The organism is Streptomyces daghestanicus, from assembly GCF_020521275.1.
GTDB classification, from domain to species: domain Bacteria; phylum Actinomycetota; class Actinomycetes; order Streptomycetales; family Streptomycetaceae; genus Streptomyces; species Streptomyces griseoviridis.
Genome location: NZ_BNDX01000013.1, coordinates 14,713 through 29,293, shown reverse-complemented (window position 1 = coordinate 29,293; position 14,581 = coordinate 14,713). Strand labels below are relative to the sequence as shown.

Sequence of the window (14,581 nt, the reverse complement as noted above, 5' to 3'; positions counted from 1 at the left end):
CCGCCAACACGGGCCTGTCCGGTTCAGCCGACACGATCCCCCCAGTCCTGGAGAACACCCGGTTCACCAGGCACAGCACAGAAACGGAACACCGCACCATGACGCAGAAGCACACCGCCGCCACGCCCAACCTCCCCGAGGTGCTGTGCCTGTCCGACCCGGGCGTCCGCGAGCAGCTTCAGGCCCTGCCCGACTCCCTGGTCCTGATCGGTCTGACCACCGACGGACAGCCGGTCTGCGTCGACCTGGACGCCGGATCGCCGCACGTCCTGGTCTGCTCCGGCACCGGCGGCGGCACCTCGACCGTCCTGCGCACCCTCACCGCCCAGTTCCTGCACCACGGCGGCCACGCCCTGGTCCTCGACCTCAAGCGGATCTCCCACCGGTGGGCCCAGGGCCTGCCCGGCGTGACGTACTGTCGCGACATCGCCGACATCCACGACGCCCTGGTCGGTCTCCAGGCCGAACTGGTGCGCCGCCTCCACCACATTGACCAGCACGGTGACGCCGACGATCTGCCGCGCCTGACCGTGGTGTTCGAGGTTGCCGACGCCACCCTGAACCGCCTTGCCCGCCACTGGGACACGGTCCGGGAGAAGGGCGCCCCGAAGACGTCCCCGGCCATCGACGCGCTCGAGGAACTCTTCTTGGCCGGCCCCCAGACCCGCATGCACGTCCTGCTCGCCGGTCACCTCAACCGCCCCTTCGGTCCGGAGGCGCGGGAGAGCTTCTCCACCCTGGTCCTTGGGCGGGTCACCACCGGCACCTGGGAGCGGCTGGCCCCGCACATCGGCACCGTCCCGAAGGGCAAGACGCACCCCGGCTGCGTCCACGTCGTCCAGGGCCTCAGGAACGGCTCCAGGCGGTACAGGGCGCTGGCGAAGACGACGGTGTTGAAACCTTCGGCAGCGAGCCTCTGGTGCGAGTGGACCATGGCCTGGTGCTGGGCGCGGACGACGTCCTCGAGCACGCGCCGGTTGTCCGGCCGCCGGCCCTGCCGCTCCAGGCAGACCGGCAGCGGCGTGGCGACGACGACCACGACGGTCGGCATGCCGTGCCGCTTAGCGGCCATTACCAGCTCCACCCGCACGCCCTGTTCGACGTTGGTCGCGTCGATCACCGTGTTGAGCTTCCGGGCCATCCGGCGCTGCAGGATCAGCTTGAGAACGTCGGCGGCATCTGTCCCGCCGCTGATGTCACACCACAGCCATCTGTCCGTTGCCCACGACCTGCTCGTTGACCGCGTTGAGCCAGGTGATGCCCCGCTGCCTCGAGCCCGCATCCCGGCGGGCACCGCCGCGCCATCGACGACGGACTCGTGATGACCGAGGTGGCGATCGAACGCCCGCAGCACCCGAAGCCTTGGAAGCCGAGGATCCCCTCCACAGGGTGGGACAGGCGGAGCCGGGAGGCCGGGATGCGTGGGGGTGCCGGCTCAGCGCGCTCGCTCGTACTCCCGGGTGATGAAGGAGACGGCGTTATCGAGGGCCTCGTCGGACTCGGCCATGTGGCCAGCCAGCAGGTGCCAGACGTGGAACATGTGGGGCCATACCTCAAGGGTGGTACGCACGCGCTGTTCGGCGAGCCGGTCGGCGAGCGTGACACCGCCGCTGAGCATCACCTCGTTCTCCCCCATCTGGATCAGTGTCGGGGCCAGGCCGCGCACGTCGGCGAAGATGGGGGAGGCGTCCGGATCGGTCGGCAGCGCGTCGCCCAGGAAGGAACGGGCGAGCGCTTCCAGGAAGTCCACGCCGCACAGGGGGTCAGTGTGGGCGCGGCTGCGTGCCGAGGGGCCGGAGTGCGTCAGGTCGGCCCAGGGCGAGATGGCCACGCCCGCCACGGGCAGCGGCAGGCCCGCGGCGCGTGCCTTGCGCATGATGGTGATCACCATCGCGCCCCCGGCGGAGTCGCCCGAGATCGCGATCTTCTCGGGAGCGGTCCCCGCCGCGAGGAGCGCCCGGTAGGCGGTGAACACGTCCTCGATGGGGGTGGGGAACGGATGCTCGGGTGCCTGGCGGTAGTCGGGCACGTAGACCCGGGCCCGCAGGCGCTTGGCGTAGTGGCCGGTCAGCCCGATGTAGCCCTCGACCGCCCCGTGTACGTAGCCTCCGCCGTGGATGTAGAGCAGGGTCCGGTCATCGGTCACTTCCTCCGGCACCACCAGCATGGCCGGCACGCCGTCGAGCGTGGTCTGCTCGAAGGTTACGCCTTGCGGTGCCGGGAGGGCGGCGGCGAGCTGCTTGCCGTAGGACTCCCGCACCTCCGCCCAGGAGAGGCCACCTCCCCCCGCAAGCGCGGGAGCGATGATGCTGGCCGCCTGCGTCCAGCGTCCCAGCAGCGCTGTGGCCTCTGGTGTCAAGTTCATGGTGCTCACGTCCTTCGTCGATGTCGCTGATCGCGCGGCCCCGGTACACCACACGGACAAGACACATGTCCTGCGGGCGGTCGTCGCCGAAACGGTTCCGGTGGCCTCGCCAACGTCGTCAGTGTGCGTCCCTGACACTGATGTCAAGGTCAAACCGTGCAGGTCACGGCCCTATGGAGACGGTCTTCTAAGATCGAGGACATGCGCATCGGAGAGGCGGCGCAGCACACGGGAACGACTCCGCGACTGCTGCGGTACTACGAACAGCAGGGATTGCTCGTGCCCGGTCGCTCCGAGAACGGCTACCGGGAGTACGACGAAAACGCCCTGGGGCGGATCGTGCAGATCCGGGACCTGCTGCAAGCCGGTCTGCCGACCCGCCTGATCCAGCAGATCCTGCCGTGCATCTCCACCCCGCACAGCAGCATCCGCTTCTCCGGCCTGACACCGGAGATGGTCGCGCTCCTGGAAGCCGAGCAGGCTCGCCTGACGACACGCATCGACTGTCTGACCCGCAACAGGGACGCGATCGCCGACTACCTCGCGGCCCTGCGCGAGACGAACGGGCAGCAGGAACACACACCAGGCCGCGCCGAAGAGGCCAGCGTCTGAGAGGTCGTTTTCTCCCGTTGTTTCATCCCATAATGAAGGCCGCATTACGGGATGAAACAACGGGAGAAAACGACCTCTCAGCTTCGCCGCCGGCCGGAGGCGGCCACCGACCCCCCGGCAGGCCGGTCTGCTGCTGGCAGCCGCCGACGGCACGACACAGGTCCTGAACCGCGGCTCCCTGAACTCCGGATCCTGGCCGGGGTTGCCACGTTCCGCCGCCGTCACCGCGGCGGTGGGGTCGGGACGGAATTCCGGGTGAGGGCGCTGGGGGTGGGGGTGATGCGGAATGCTGGCGCTGGCAGCGTCTGGAGTGGGGGGGCTTTGTGGTGGCGTCGCGGTTGCGTGATCCGGACCGGCCGTGTGTCCTGCCCGGTGATTCCTCGTGGCTGCAGGAGGTGCGGTACCTCGAGGAAGGGGTGCTCCGCGTCGTTGCGAGAGCCGCCGCAGTCGCCACCGACCGGTTCGACGGGGACCGGGTCGTGTTGTCCGTCGGTGTCCTGGAGGGAGCGGCCTGTGTCATCGGCCGCCTGGCCGATGAGATGGAAGAGCCGGCGGACGGCGAGGGCCAGGGCGAGGGCGAGGGCATCAGGGTGCTGTTCCTGCCCGGATGGGAGCTGGACTACCTCTGGCAGGTCCTGGCCGCCTTCCGCCGCGCGCAGGCCGGCGAGCCCGAGGCCGCCGACCTGCGGGAGCTGCTCGAGGACCTCGGATACGGTCTCGACCGCACCGTCGAGCAGATCACCGAGGATCTGCAGCGTGTCGCGGCCATGCTGATGCTGGACATCCCGGCCGTGCGCATGCTGACCGCCGCGGCACTCCACCCCCTTGGCCTGCCACCCGGCCACACCGGCCCTCCACCCGACGCGGACGCCGTGCGTGAGGCATACGAGCAGGTGCGGGCCGGATGGGCCGCGGCTGGCGTCCGCTGACCAGCCGCCCTCTGCCGCCGCGAGCACAAACACGCCTGCCGGGGTGCCCCGGAGCCTCGGGGACGCCCGGTGAGTTCGATCGCGAGCATGTTTTCCAACGGTGACAGCACCACGGACAGCCCGGCTTCTGCGGTCGCCGCCCGCACCGAGGCGATCCTCGAGGGACGGCAGGCAGCAGCCGACCCGATCGCGTCGCTCAAGGAGCTGGCCGACTCCCTGCCGAGCCTCGACGAGGTCCAGGCCGTCGCGGAAGACGACACCTCGGAGCTCACCGACACGGAACGACAGCAGAAGGACAAGACCGAAAGCGTCATCCGTACCGCCGTCGCCGCGGGCAACACCGCGATCTGGATCATCGCCCAGGGCCTGGAGCGCGCTGCCAAGGGCAAGTGGTGGCGCCGCAGCCACCCCACCTATGCGGCATACGTCAACGACCTCACCGGCCGCTCAGCGTCGTACATCCGCCGCCTGCGCTCCGGCGCCCCGCTGGCCCTGGAGACGGCAGCGCAGACCGGGCGAGTACCCAACCCCGGACAAATCGAAGAAACCCGCAAGGCGCAGCGGCAGCACGGCACCGAGGCCGCCATCCTGCTCTTCCAGGTCGTTTCCGAGGTCACGGAGGAACTGGGGGACAAGACCACCGCCGAGACCCTTGAAGCCGTGCGGAAGGAGCTGCCGTCCGCACTCCCCGAGGTGCCAGAGCAGGCCCGCGCCACGATCGAGCGCGTCACCCGCCGCACGCTCGGACACGGCGGAGGCGACGACGAACCTGCCATGTTCGAAGAAGATTCGAACGATGGCGTGCGAATTCGCACGCCGGACGGCGAGGCGTCGGCGTCCGGCCCCCAGGAATCCAGCACGGCTGGGAACGAAGGCGACGACATCGAGGACGCCGAAATCGTCCCTGAGCACATGGTCGCACTCAAGGACGCGCTCAAGACGCTCAACACGGTGAATCGGGCGATTACCAAGGACGTCTTCACTCAGGCCGCCGCCGACCCGGACGATGCTGAGGAGTACGAGCGGGTTCGGCAGGTCATCATCAAGAGGGCCACCGCGATTCGGAACAAGGCGCTGCACGCCCCAAAGGGCTGATACTCCCGGCGCACAGCGGCCCACGACCTCCCCGGTCGTGGGCCGCTGGCATGAAGGGCAACGCTCTACGGCCGGCGCTTCAATTGAAGCGACCGCGTTCGAATTGACTCGAACGCTCGCGTGAGATTTCGCACGCCGCGCTGACGGATCAGGGCCCGGCGAAGATGTTGTGGGTGCCGACCCGGCGCCAGACGATGTGCTGCTCGCCGGGAACTATCGGCGGCCCGTAGGACCAGGTGGCGCGACCGTTCCCGTCCCAGGTGAGTTCGAAGACGCCGGGCGCGCGCCGTACACCCTTGATGCGCAGGCCAGCACGAAAGGCCCCGGCGCGCAGATCCTCGACGAAGGCCGCCACGGTCCGGCGGAAGCGACGGCGCTGTTCTGGGGTGAGTCGGTCCAGGTCGCTGGTGAAGCGGGGAGAGGTCTCGTAGGTCGGCACGTCGGTCCTCCAGGCAGCAAGAAGCCCCCGGCGCTGCCGGGGGCGGAGAGTCGGTGACGTGGAGCAGGGCGCGGCGTCTTCGGCCGTCGGGTGGGGGAGCGGTACGTAGATGTGCGCTCGTTGGCGGTGAAGTCGTCTACTGGCGGTTTCCGGGGTGGGTGAGGCGTGTGTGACTGGGTTCCGCGCAGCATTTACATGGCCCTGGTGGTGTCCGTCGGGCGGGCGCGATCTCGCCGGAAGTGCCCGTCGTGCGGGTTCGGCCGTGAAGTTGCGGTGAACTCTCCCGCCGTACGGGATCGCGCTTTTCCGCAGGTCAGGGCCGGTGTCCCCTGTGGGGATGCTGAGTGTCGCGAAGGTTCAGAGGCGTAACGCGTGGCGGTACTACGTGCGCGGAGTCGCGTTCGGGGACGGCCGCCGCCCGGTCGGCCAGTCGTTGAAGGACGCCCAGGAGATGGCCGGCCTCCCGCCCGGAAGGTGGTTGGGCCGCGGCCTGGCCGCGCTCGGGCTCACCGAGGGCGCTCCGGTACCCGGCCGACGCGACGGCCTGAGTTCGAGCAGTCCGCCTGCCCGCTGTCTTGTCAGCCGCCACGACCGCCTCACGCCCGCCGCGCTGTGCCTGCTCGGCAGGCTTCCCCCGGCCGAGGTTCAGTCGGCCTGCTGACGGCAGACCTCAGGTCGCCCAGCGAGCGCGCGGCCGCCTGGGCTACGAAAACAGGGAGCAGAGAAGTGTCACCTGGCGACTACCAGGTGACCGCTGCCTGCAAGGCGCCTCGGCGAATCCCAGGTGACGATTTGAGAGCGAGCAACCTGCCGCCGACACACCTCGTGACACACCCGCATCGCGCCGGAAGGACATCCCATGACCGCCACCGCACCCAAGGCCCCGACCGCACCAGGGGTGCGGTCCTGGTGGGGAATCCCGTACGCCACCGCCGAGCGATACCGGCGGCCCGTGCTCGCGGACTTCGATCCGGACCGCCCCTACGACCGCAAGGGTGTCGTCCCGGTCCAGCCGGACAGCGGCGACTGGCTGGAGGCGGACAGCGGCATGGGCGAGGACTGCCTGAACCTGAACGTGTGGGCCCCCGAGCAGCCGGTCGGCGCGGCACTGCCGGTGACGGTGTACATCCATGGCGGCGGTTTCGAGTACGGCGCGAACACGCAGATCGCCTCGAACGCCTCCGGTCTCGCCGCGACGGGGCGGGTGGTGGGTGTGTCGATCAACTACCGGCTCGGAGCTCTGGGCGCGGTCTCTCTGTCGCAGTACGGTGGTGCTCTCGCCGAGGCCAGCAACCTCTGCCTGCAGGACGTCATCGCCGCGCTGACCTGGATCAAGCAGAACATCGCCCACTTCGGCGGCGACCCCGACAACGTCACCGTCTACGGCCACAGCGCCGGCGCCTTTTCCGCGTTCGGGCTGCTCGGCGCTCCTGCAGCCAACGGCCTGTACCGGCGCCTGGCCGGATTCTCCGGAGGCCCCTCGCGTATCCAGCCGGCCTGGTGGGCCGAGGAACTTGCGCACCGGTTCGTCACCGAACTCGGTGTCGCGGACAGCCCGGACAAGCTCATCGACCTCGACACGGCCGCGCTGGTGGCCGCCCTGCACAAGGTCACCCCCACCGACATTGGCGTCCGCGGCGGGATGTTGGGCACGAGCATCGGTGTCGTCCTGGACGCCGGACAGCCCGGAGCGGTGCTGCGTGCCCACCCCATGGACGTCCTGGCCTCCGGCACGCACCGGGACGTCGACGTCCTGCTGAGCGCGGCCAGTGACGAGATGGGCTGGTGGGTGGCGAACGACCTCGACCGGTTCGACCCGCACACCATCGAGGCCGTCACCGACGAAATCGCAGGATGGCGCATCCCCCGTACCCGTGCCCAGAAGATCGTCGGCGCCTACAACCGGGACGGCCGCACCCCGGCCGAGGTCCGCGCCGCATACCTGACGGACTACGCCTTCGCCGTGTCCGCAGCCCGCGGCGCCCTGGCCCACGCCGCTGCGGGCGGAAACGCCCACCTCCTCCTGGTCGGGCCCGCCGAGGGAGCGCCCGCCGTGCACGGCACCGAGCTGTACGCCCTGGTCGGCCAGGAGCAGCCGGGCCGCAGTGCCGAACAGGCCGAGCGTGACACCCGCATCCGCGACATCGTGCTCGACTTCGCCACTGGCGAGCGGAACCGGCTGTGGCCCGCCGTCATCGACCGCCCCAACGCGGAAGGCGTCGGCAACCTCCCCCTCGAGGCCGGCGCGCACTACCAGGCCGTCCTCGACCGGTACGAGGGCATCGACCGCCCCTGACAGCCAACGGTCAACAAGCAAGACCTACGTGATCAGCAGGTGCCTGCGCCAGGAGCCTCACCCGGCCCACTTTCACACCCGAGGGCGTGCGAACACGACAAGGAGCTTGCCATGAACCACACCACAGCAGTCGACGGCGCCGCACCCGCGACGATGCGGGCCGTCGTCGTCACCCGCCCTGGCGGCCTCGACGCCCTGGAGATCAAGGACGTGCCGGTGCCGGTACGCAAGTCCGGCTGGGTACGGATCAAGGTCAAGGCGTTCGGCGTCAACGAGTCCGAGGTCACCACCCGCAAGGGTGAGTCGGACGCGGAGGTCACCTATCCGCGGGTGCCCGGCATCGAGGGCGTCGGCGCGGTCGACGAGGCCGATGAGGACAGCGGTCTGCGACCGGGCCAGCAGGTCGCGACGATGATGGGCGGCATGGGCCGCTCGTACGACGGCGCGTACGCCCAGTACGTGACCGTCCCTGCCGGTCAGGTCATCCCGCTCGAGACCGGCCTGCCGTGGGATGTGGTCGGCGCGCTGCCGGAGATGTTCCAGACCGCCTACGGATCCCTGACCCGCGGCCTGGACCTCAAGCCCGGGCAGACGCTGCTCATCCGCGGCGGCACCTCCACGGTGGGGCTGAGCGCGGCGACGATGGCCAAGGAGATCGGCGTCACCGTCATCTCCACCACCCGCAACGCCGACCGCGGCGACGAGCTCCGGGCGATGGGCGTCGACCATCCGGTCGTGGACGACGGGCGGATTGCCGAGAAGGTACGGGACCTGGTACCGCAAGGCGTCGACGCGGCGCTGGAGCTGGTGGGGTGCACCGTCCTGCCGGACACTTTCGGATGCGTACGGGTGCACGGCTCCGTCTGCTTCACCGGCGCCCTGGGGGGCGGGTGGACCGTCCCCGACTTCACCCCGTTCATGATCCCCAGCGGGGTGCGGCTGACCAGTTACGCGGGTGAGGCGGCCGACCTGCCGGCCCAGGTGTTCCAGCGGCAGCTCCAGGCCATCGCCGACGGCCGGCTCAACGTCCCGGTCGCGAAGACCTACCGAGGTCTGGAGCAGGTGCGCGACGCCCAGGCCGACGTCGAGTCCGGGAGGACACCGGGCAAGCACGTCGTGCTGCTCGACGACTGAAGGACGTCGAGCAGCACAGGGCGGCGTGCACGACCTGAGGGACATCGCCGTCACGGCGCTACGTGGCAAGCTGGTCGCGTGCCGGAGGGGCCGACGTGGGAAAGTCCTTGCCCCTCATCGGCGTGCTGTACGCCGGATGGCTCCGCCTGGAGACGCTGCCCACCTACACCCGGCGTCGCCCGACCCGGGCCGCGCGGGCGGCCCTGGACAGCGACCGAATACGTCCCGGACCGCACTCGCGCCGCGCCAGCGCCCGGGTCCCAGGTGCGTACTTCGGTCGGGTACTGGCGGCCCGCCACCGGCAAGGGGCGTGGACGGGGGCTGCGGCCGCCGCCTTCGCGCTCACGGGGCGGTGGTGGCTTCGCGGGCCGCGAATGCGGCCGGAGTCAGACCGGTACGGGCGCGGAAGAAGCGGCCGAAGTTCGCGGGGTCGGTGAAGCCGAGGTGTACGGCCACATCCCGCGCGGCCCACCGGGCACCTCGCAGCAGACGCCGGGCTTCGAGCAGCCGCCGCTCGTCGATGAGTTCCCGTACCCCCTTGCCGGTGGCGTCCCGGGCGGCGCGGCTGAGTGTGCGGACCGAACAGCCCAGCAGCTCGGCGTAGTCCGCCGCCTGGTGCAGTTCGCGGAAGTGCAGCTCCAGGGCGTCCACGAACCGTCCGTACGTGTCAGCGCGCCCCCTGGCGGCCGTCGTGTCGGGAGGGGCGACGCCGGCGGAGTTGGCGAGGCGCAGCAGCAGAGATTCGAGCAGGCTGCGCCGCAGGGCGTGGTGGACTTCGAGGGGGCGGCGCCCGAGCGCGCGGTGTTCGTCCAGGAGTTGGAGCGCCGTTTGCTGGAGCCAGGCGGCGTCGTCGGGGTGCGGGCTCAGTACGGCAGGGGCCTCGTGCGAGGTGAGCGGGGCCAGGAGGCGGGCGGTGTCGGCGGTCAGCACGTCCGGCTCGAACAGGATGAACGGGCCGCGGGCGGTGCCGGGCGGATGCCAGCACTGCGCGTGTCCGGGACGCACCCACAGCCACTGGCCGGGGACGACGCTCCGCGTGACGTGGTCGACGTCGTGCCGCAGTTCACCCTCGATGACCAGGATCAGGTAGTGGAAGGTGGCGCGTCCCGGGAGGGGCGGGTTCCACGGCCAGTCGTCGTGCTGGGCGAAAAAGTCCTCGATGAGGCTGACCTCAAGGCCGTACGGGGTGCCGACCGGGGGCTGGAAACCGTACAGCGGGACCGCGGCCGATCCGGCCTGTCCGCTCGGGCTGGGGTGTCGCTTGCCGACCATCACGTGTCCGCAGCCTACCGCCCTCTTTGTCGGCTTCGAGGGAAGGATGGGACGTGCCGCCAGGACCGCGCGACATGCGCTCCGTGTCCTTCGATGCCGCAGTCCCCTACCACCCGAGGAGGCCCACCGCCCATGGACGGACCGACCCTGCAGAAGACCGCCGCCGACTGTGCGGAAGAACTTCCCGGGGCCCAGCTGGAGCACCCCTTCGGCCCCGACTGGGAGGTGTTCAAAGTACGCGGCAAGGTGTTCATGCTGATGACAGACGTCCCCGGCCGGCCTGTCGTGATCCTCAAGGCGGACCCTGGTGAGGCCCTCGCCCTGCAAGAACACAACAGCCACATCACTCCCGGCTATCACATGAACAAGAAGCACTGGATCACGCTGGAGGGCGGGGACAGCATCGGCAAGGAACTCGTCAGGGAACTCGTCACCGACTCCTACCTGCTCGTCGTCGCCCACCTGCCCAAGGCCCAGCAACCCGTCGACCCGCACACCTACGGCAACGGCACCCGGGCAGCCCAGTGAGCGCGGCCGGCGACCGGCTCCAGGACACCGCCCGCCAGGCGGCTCTCGCCCTTCCCGGCGTCAGCCACGGACGCCCCTTCACCCCTGCACTGGACGTGTACAAGGTCGCGGGCAAGGTGTCCCTGATCGTCACCGACGACCCGGACGAGCAGATCATCACGGTCAAGTGCGAACCCGAACACGCCCGCGCGCAAGAACACGGCTACGCGTCGATCACACCGGGCCGCTATCTCGACAAACGGCACCGGATCTCGCTGAGGCCAGGCCCCGGCATCACCAAGCAGCTGGTCACCGATGCGGTCGAGGATCCATACGACCTGGTCATCAAGCGGCTGCCACGACGCGACCGTCTCGCTGCTCGCTGAGCACCGCGAGCTCCTCCGCGAGCCGCTTAGCCGTCGGTGGCGCGCGTTGCCGGGCGGAGTGCAGGTGGTGAAGGACTGGCCGCCGAAGGCGGCCGGGGAGACCTCGTGGGTCAGCCGACTTGCACGGCTTTCAGTGACCCAGCGGTGGCAGGCGGCCGGGGGCGGCGCTTTCTTGATGGCAGCCTCGTCCCGCCTGGCGATGGCGGTCTGGCGATGGGAGCTCGACCTTCGGCAAGGCTGTTTCGGGCATGCTTTTAGCATGATCGGATGGTTTTCGATGATGCCCATAGGCGCGAGACAGCACGGGTAGTTGTGGCGGGGGAGGCTGTAGCCGGCCTCCCGGGCGGATCACACCGTGGCGATGCCGGGGAGGACTCTCGTCCTGCTGCCGACCTGGCCGGGTGGGCGGCGGACCTGGTCGAGCCGGTCAAGCCGAAACTGCGTGGCTGGCTCCACGCCGCGATGGTCCCTGCCTCGTTGAGTGCCGGCATCGTCCTGATCTGCCTGGCCCGGACGCCGGCGACCTGGGCCTGCGCCGTGTACGCCGTGACTGCCTGGCTGCTGTTCGGGACGAGCGCCGTCTACCATCTGGGCACCTGGGGGTCACTGGGCGAGGCCGTTCTGCGTCGCCTCGACCACGCCAACATCTTCCTGATCATCGCGGGAACCTGCACGCCTTTGGCCATGCTCCTTTCCCCTGACCGGCAGGCGTTGTTGCTGTGGATCGTGTGGACGGGTGCGCTGGCCGGTATCGCCTTTCGTGTCTTGTGGGTCAGCGCTCCCCGCTGGCTGTACACCCCCTGCTACGTGGCCTTGGGATGGGCACCGGTGCGTTACCTGCCCGACTTTCTGCACACCGGCGGAGCGGCCGTAGCCATCCTGATAGTGACCGGTGGTCTCCTCTACAGTGCGGGAGCGGTGGTGTACGCCGTCCAGCGCCCCAACCCCTCGCCCCGCTGGTTCGGCTTCCACGAGGTGTTCCACGCTCTGACCGTGGCAGCCTTCACCGTGCACTACATAGCCATCTCCCTCGCTGTTTACTGACCCCAGTAACAGCAATCGCCCCTGCGTCACGGGGCCGTCGCTCCCACTCGCGCACCGGCCGGAGAGTGTGGCATGCAGTGAGGGCCCGACCGGCGCGCCGGTCGGGCCCTCACTGCTGTTCTGGTGTCAGCGCGCGCCTGTCGCGGCGGTCAGACGGACAGGGGGGCGCCGAGCATCGCGGAAGCCCGTTGCAACGGGCTTTCGGTGCGCGCAGCGGCGGCCTCGGGCGGGGTGCGGCAGGTGAAGCCGAGCAGGGCCATGGCCCTCAGGACCTCGCCGGTGCTGAAATCGCGGCGGTCCTGGCGGGTGATGACCTGGCCGACCTGCTTGACGGGGTAGTGACGCCGTCCGATGATCACGGACTCGCCGGTGACCGGTTCGGGTTTGACGCCCTTCATTGATTCCAGCACGCCGCTCTTGGTCAGGTGGAACGGGAAGCGGGCAATGACACAGCGCATGATGCCTCACAGGCAGGAGAGGAATCGGGGCTGACCGCCAATCAGCGGTTCAGCGGGAAAGAGTGAGGATGTCCAGGGCGCTACCGTGGTCGTCGACCACGGGCACCAGCCCGAGCCGCCCGAAAGGCACCGCTTCCTCGGCTTCTTCCCTCGTGACCAACGGTGAGACGAAGAGCTCGCTGCCGTCGGTGATGTCACCCAGGCGGAGCCGGTCGGTGTATCCGGAGCTGTCCCGGGCGGCGGTGAGTCGGGCCTGGGTGACCAGGCCGACGCACCGGGCGTCCTCGTCGCAGACGACCAGATGCTCCACACGGGCGGCGGCCATCACGGACAGCGCCACCTCGACGGTCATGCCGTACCAGACCTGCGGCCCGGCCGCGTCCATGATGTTGACCACCGTGCCGTGCCATGGACGAGCGCTTACGGAGCGAACCTGCAACTGTCCCAGCGTCAAAGGGTGCCTCCTGTGCAGACGGGCGGGGGTCCGGGCCCACGGCGGTTCTATGCGGCCGCACCGGCGGTGGACTGCGTGCGGCGGGCCGCCGGGACGGGGCGGCGCCGGCCGCGTGAGGTGGCGCCGCGCTTCTTCGGGCGTTCGACGACTGGTGCGGTGATGACGACCGGGATGCCGGAGGGGGCCTGGGCGCCGGTGATGCGGTGCAGGGCCTCTTCGCCGGCGCGGACCTGGGTGGTCTGCGGCCGGATCCCGGCGTCCGACATGAGGCGGACCATGCCGCGACGCTGGCTCGGTGTGACGAGAGTGACGACGCTGCCGGACTCACCGGCGCGGGCCGTGCGGCCGCCGCGGTGGAGGTAGTCCTTGTGGTCGGTCGGCGGATCGACGTTGACGACGAGGTCGAGGTTGTCGACGTGGATGCCGCGCGCGGCGACGTTGGTCGCCACCAGCACGGTGACGTGTCCGGCCTTGAACTGCGCCAGGGTGCGGGTGCGCTGCGGCTGGGACTTGCCGCCGTGCAGGGCCGCGGCCCGTACCCCGCTGTTGAGCAGGTCCTGCGTCAGCCTGTCGACAGCGTGCTTGGTGTCCAGGAACATGATCACGCGGCCGTCGCGGGCGGCGATCTCGGTGGTGGCCGCGTGCTTGTCGGCACCGTGGACGTGCAGCACGTGGTGCTCCATGGTCGTGACAGCACCGGCCGAGGGGTCGACGGAGTGCACCACGGGGTCGCTGAGGTAACGGCGCACGAGCAGGTCGACGTTGCGGTCCAGGGTCGCGGAGAACAGCATGCGCTGGCCCTCGGGGCGGACCTGGTCGAGAAGGGCGGTGACCTGCGGCATGAAGCCCATGTCAGCCATCTGGTCGGCCTCGTCGAGAACGGTGATGCACACCTGGTCCAGCCGGCAGTCGCCGCGGTCGATGAGATCCTTGAGGCGCCCCGGCGTGGCGACGACGACCTCGGCGCCACCGCGCAGTGCGCTCGCCTGCTTGCCGATCGACATCCCGCCCACCACCGTGGCCAGCCGCAGCCTCACGGAGCGGGCGTACGGGGCAAGCGCGTCGGTGACCTGCTGCGCCAGCTCACGCGTGGGGACGAGGATCAGTCCCAGCGGCTGCCGGGGCTCGGCCCGCCGTCCGGCCGTGCGGGCCAGCAGGGCCAGGCCGAAGGCGAGGGTCTTGCCGGAGCCGGTGCGGCCACGGCCGAGGACGTCGCGGCCGGCTAGGGAGTTCGGCAGGGTCGCGGCCTGGATCGGGAACGGCACGGTCACAGCCTGTTTGCCGAGCGCGGCCAGCAGTTCCTCGGGCATCTCCAGATCGGCGAAGCCCTCCACGGCGGGAAGCGGGGGAGTGATCGTCCGGGGCAGCGCGAACTCCCCCTGGACCCCGGCGAGCCGGCGTTGACCACTGGAACGGCTCGGCCCGCCGGAGCGGCTCCTGGCCGACGAACCGAAGCGGCTGCCGCCCGTTCCGGAGTCGGCGCTGCCGTTGCGGGTGTAGCGGTCGTTCGTGCGTGTGCGGTTCATGCGGAACCTTCCTCGATGCGGCACATATCAAGGAATTCCCGCAGCGATGAGCAGCACAGAGAAT

General features: G+C 70.0%; 16 protein-coding genes. 8 read left to right on the top strand and 8 right to left on the bottom strand.

What is annotated here, in order from left to right:
* Positions 1 to 23: 23 nt before the first annotated feature.
* The 3 genes from Sdagh_RS24465 to Sdagh_RS24455 all read right to left on the bottom strand — a co-directional run bounded on the left by Sdagh_RS24465 (position 24) and on the right by Sdagh_RS24455 (position 2,365).
* A complete protein-coding gene (locus tag Sdagh_RS24465) occupies positions 24 to 692 on the bottom strand; it encodes a hypothetical protein (RefSeq protein ID WP_190078689.1) in 669 nt (222 codons plus the stop codon).
* Complete coding sequence (locus Sdagh_RS24460) at positions 689 to 1,141, bottom strand: AAA family ATPase (protein ID WP_229879963.1); 453 nt, start codon at positions 1,139 to 1,141, stop codon at positions 689 to 691. The genes Sdagh_RS24465 and Sdagh_RS24460 overlap by 4 nt, the downstream gene beginning before the upstream one ends.
* A 294-nt stretch (positions 1,142 to 1,435) precedes the next feature.
* Positions 1,436 to 2,365, bottom strand: a complete 930-nt coding sequence (locus Sdagh_RS24455; protein WP_190078690.1) for an alpha/beta hydrolase — start codon at positions 2,363 to 2,365, stop codon at positions 1,436 to 1,438.
* 201 nt (positions 2,366 to 2,566) lie between these two features.
* Between Sdagh_RS24455 and Sdagh_RS24450 the strand changes: the two genes are divergently transcribed.
* The 3 genes from Sdagh_RS24450 (at position 2,567) to Sdagh_RS24440 (ending at position 5,001) form a co-directional block, all read left to right on the top strand.
* Complete coding sequence (locus Sdagh_RS24450; RefSeq protein ID WP_190078691.1) at positions 2,567 to 2,977, top strand: MerR family transcriptional regulator; 411 nt, start codon at positions 2,567 to 2,569, stop codon at positions 2,975 to 2,977.
* 416 nt (positions 2,978 to 3,393) lie between these two features.
* Entirely contained in the window at positions 3,394 to 3,906 is a 513-nt protein-coding gene (locus tag Sdagh_RS24445; protein WP_190078692.1) for a hypothetical protein, read from the top strand.
* Between the two features lie 69 nt (positions 3,907 to 3,975).
* Positions 3,976 to 5,001, top strand: coding sequence for a hypothetical protein (locus Sdagh_RS24440; protein ID WP_190078693.1), 1,026 nt, complete (start codon positions 3,976 to 3,978; stop codon positions 4,999 to 5,001).
* A 148-nt stretch (positions 5,002 to 5,149) separates the two neighbouring features.
* Here Sdagh_RS24440 and Sdagh_RS24435 read toward each other — a convergent pair whose 3' ends face one another.
* Positions 5,150 to 5,440 (bottom strand): hypothetical protein, encoded by a 291-nt coding sequence (locus tag Sdagh_RS24435; RefSeq protein ID WP_190078694.1) that lies wholly within the window; start codon positions 5,438 to 5,440, stop codon positions 5,150 to 5,152.
* A gap of 859 nt (positions 5,441 to 6,299) precedes the next feature.
* Between Sdagh_RS24435 and Sdagh_RS24430 the strand changes: the two genes are divergently transcribed.
* On the top strand, positions 6,300 to 7,736 hold the full coding sequence (locus tag Sdagh_RS24430) for a carboxylesterase family protein (RefSeq protein ID WP_190078695.1): 1,437 nt from the start codon (positions 6,300 to 6,302) through the stop codon (positions 7,734 to 7,736).
* A gap of 153 nt (positions 7,737 to 7,889) precedes the next feature.
* Positions 7,890 to 8,870, top strand: coding sequence for an alcohol dehydrogenase catalytic domain-containing protein (locus Sdagh_RS24425; protein ID WP_190078706.1), 981 nt, complete (start codon positions 7,890 to 7,892; stop codon positions 8,868 to 8,870).
* Positions 8,871 to 9,212: 342 nt separating this feature from the next.
* Here Sdagh_RS24425 and Sdagh_RS24420 read toward each other — a convergent pair whose 3' ends face one another.
* Entirely contained in the window at positions 9,213 to 10,145 is a 933-nt protein-coding gene (locus tag Sdagh_RS24420) for a helix-turn-helix domain-containing protein (protein ID WP_226535662.1), read from the bottom strand.
* Between the two features lie 129 nt (positions 10,146 to 10,274).
* Here Sdagh_RS24420 and Sdagh_RS24415 point away from each other — a divergent pair, with 129 nt between their 5' ends.
* The 3 genes from Sdagh_RS24415 to trhA all read left to right on the top strand — a co-directional run bounded on the left by Sdagh_RS24415 (position 10,275) and on the right by trhA (position 12,079).
* The gene (locus tag Sdagh_RS24415) at positions 10,275 to 10,670 is read left to right on the top strand and encodes an MmcQ/YjbR family DNA-binding protein (protein WP_190078697.1); all 396 of its coding nucleotides are present in this window, start codon (positions 10,275 to 10,277) and stop codon (positions 10,668 to 10,670) included.
* Positions 10,667 to 11,035 (top strand): MmcQ/YjbR family DNA-binding protein, encoded by a 369-nt coding sequence (locus Sdagh_RS24410; RefSeq protein WP_190078698.1) that lies wholly within the window; start codon positions 10,667 to 10,669, stop codon positions 11,033 to 11,035. Before Sdagh_RS24415 ends, Sdagh_RS24410 begins: the two co-directional genes overlap by 4 nt.
* Before the next feature lie 267 nt (positions 11,036 to 11,302).
* Positions 11,303 to 12,079 carry a PAQR family membrane homeostasis protein TrhA gene (gene trhA, locus Sdagh_RS24405; RefSeq protein ID WP_190078699.1) on the top strand — a complete coding sequence of 259 codons (777 nt, stop codon included), beginning with the start codon at positions 11,303 to 11,305 and terminating at the stop codon, positions 12,077 to 12,079.
* A 149-nt stretch (positions 12,080 to 12,228) separates the two neighbouring features.
* Here the strand turns inward: trhA and Sdagh_RS24400 are convergent, their stop codons facing one another.
* The 3 genes from Sdagh_RS24400 to Sdagh_RS24390 are packed head-to-tail and all read right to left on the bottom strand — an operon-like array spanning position 12,229 to position 14,517.
* A complete protein-coding gene (locus Sdagh_RS24400; protein WP_190078700.1) occupies positions 12,229 to 12,537 on the bottom strand; it encodes an SCO5918 family protein in 309 nt (102 codons plus the stop codon).
* A 49-nt stretch (positions 12,538 to 12,586) separates the two neighbouring features.
* A complete protein-coding gene (locus tag Sdagh_RS24395) occupies positions 12,587 to 12,991 on the bottom strand; it encodes a CBS domain-containing protein (protein WP_190078701.1) in 405 nt (134 codons plus the stop codon).
* A gap of 47 nt (positions 12,992 to 13,038) precedes the next feature.
* Complete coding sequence (locus Sdagh_RS24390; protein WP_190078702.1) at positions 13,039 to 14,517, bottom strand: DEAD/DEAH box helicase; 1,479 nt, start codon at positions 14,515 to 14,517, stop codon at positions 13,039 to 13,041.
* Between the last annotated feature and the right edge of the window lie 64 nt (positions 14,518 to 14,581).

What these genes read in the sequence shown, in the direction of transcription:
- Sdagh_RS24415 (WP_190078697.1), top strand. Translation starts at nt 10,275, where the DNA reads ATGGACGGACCGACCCTGCAGAAGACCGCCGCCGACTGTGCGGAAGAA.
- trhA (WP_190078699.1), top strand. Translation starts at nt 11,303, where the DNA reads ATGGTTTTCGATGATGCCCATAGGCGCGAGACAGCACGGGTAGTTGTG.
- Sdagh_RS24450 (WP_190078691.1), top strand. Translation starts at nt 2,567, where the DNA reads ATGCGCATCGGAGAGGCGGCGCAGCACACGGGAACGACTCCGCGACTG.
- Sdagh_RS24460 (WP_229879963.1), bottom strand. Translation starts at nt 1,141, where the DNA reads ATGGCCCGGAAGCTCAACACGGTGATCGACGCGACCAACGTCGAACAG.
- Sdagh_RS24425 (WP_190078706.1), top strand. Translation starts at nt 7,890, where the DNA reads ATGCGGGCCGTCGTCGTCACCCGCCCTGGCGGCCTCGACGCCCTGGAG.
- Sdagh_RS24455 (WP_190078690.1), bottom strand. Translation starts at nt 2,365, where the DNA reads ATGAACTTGACACCAGAGGCCACAGCGCTGCTGGGACGCTGGACGCAG.
- Sdagh_RS24400 (WP_190078700.1), bottom strand. Translation starts at nt 12,537, where the DNA reads ATGCGCTGTGTCATTGCCCGCTTCCCGTTCCACCTGACCAAGAGCGGC.
- Sdagh_RS24430 (WP_190078695.1), top strand. Translation starts at nt 6,300, where the DNA reads ATGACCGCCACCGCACCCAAGGCCCCGACCGCACCAGGGGTGCGGTCC.
- Sdagh_RS24390 (WP_190078702.1), bottom strand. Translation starts at nt 14,517, where the DNA reads ATGAACCGCACACGCACGAACGACCGCTACACCCGCAACGGCAGCGCC.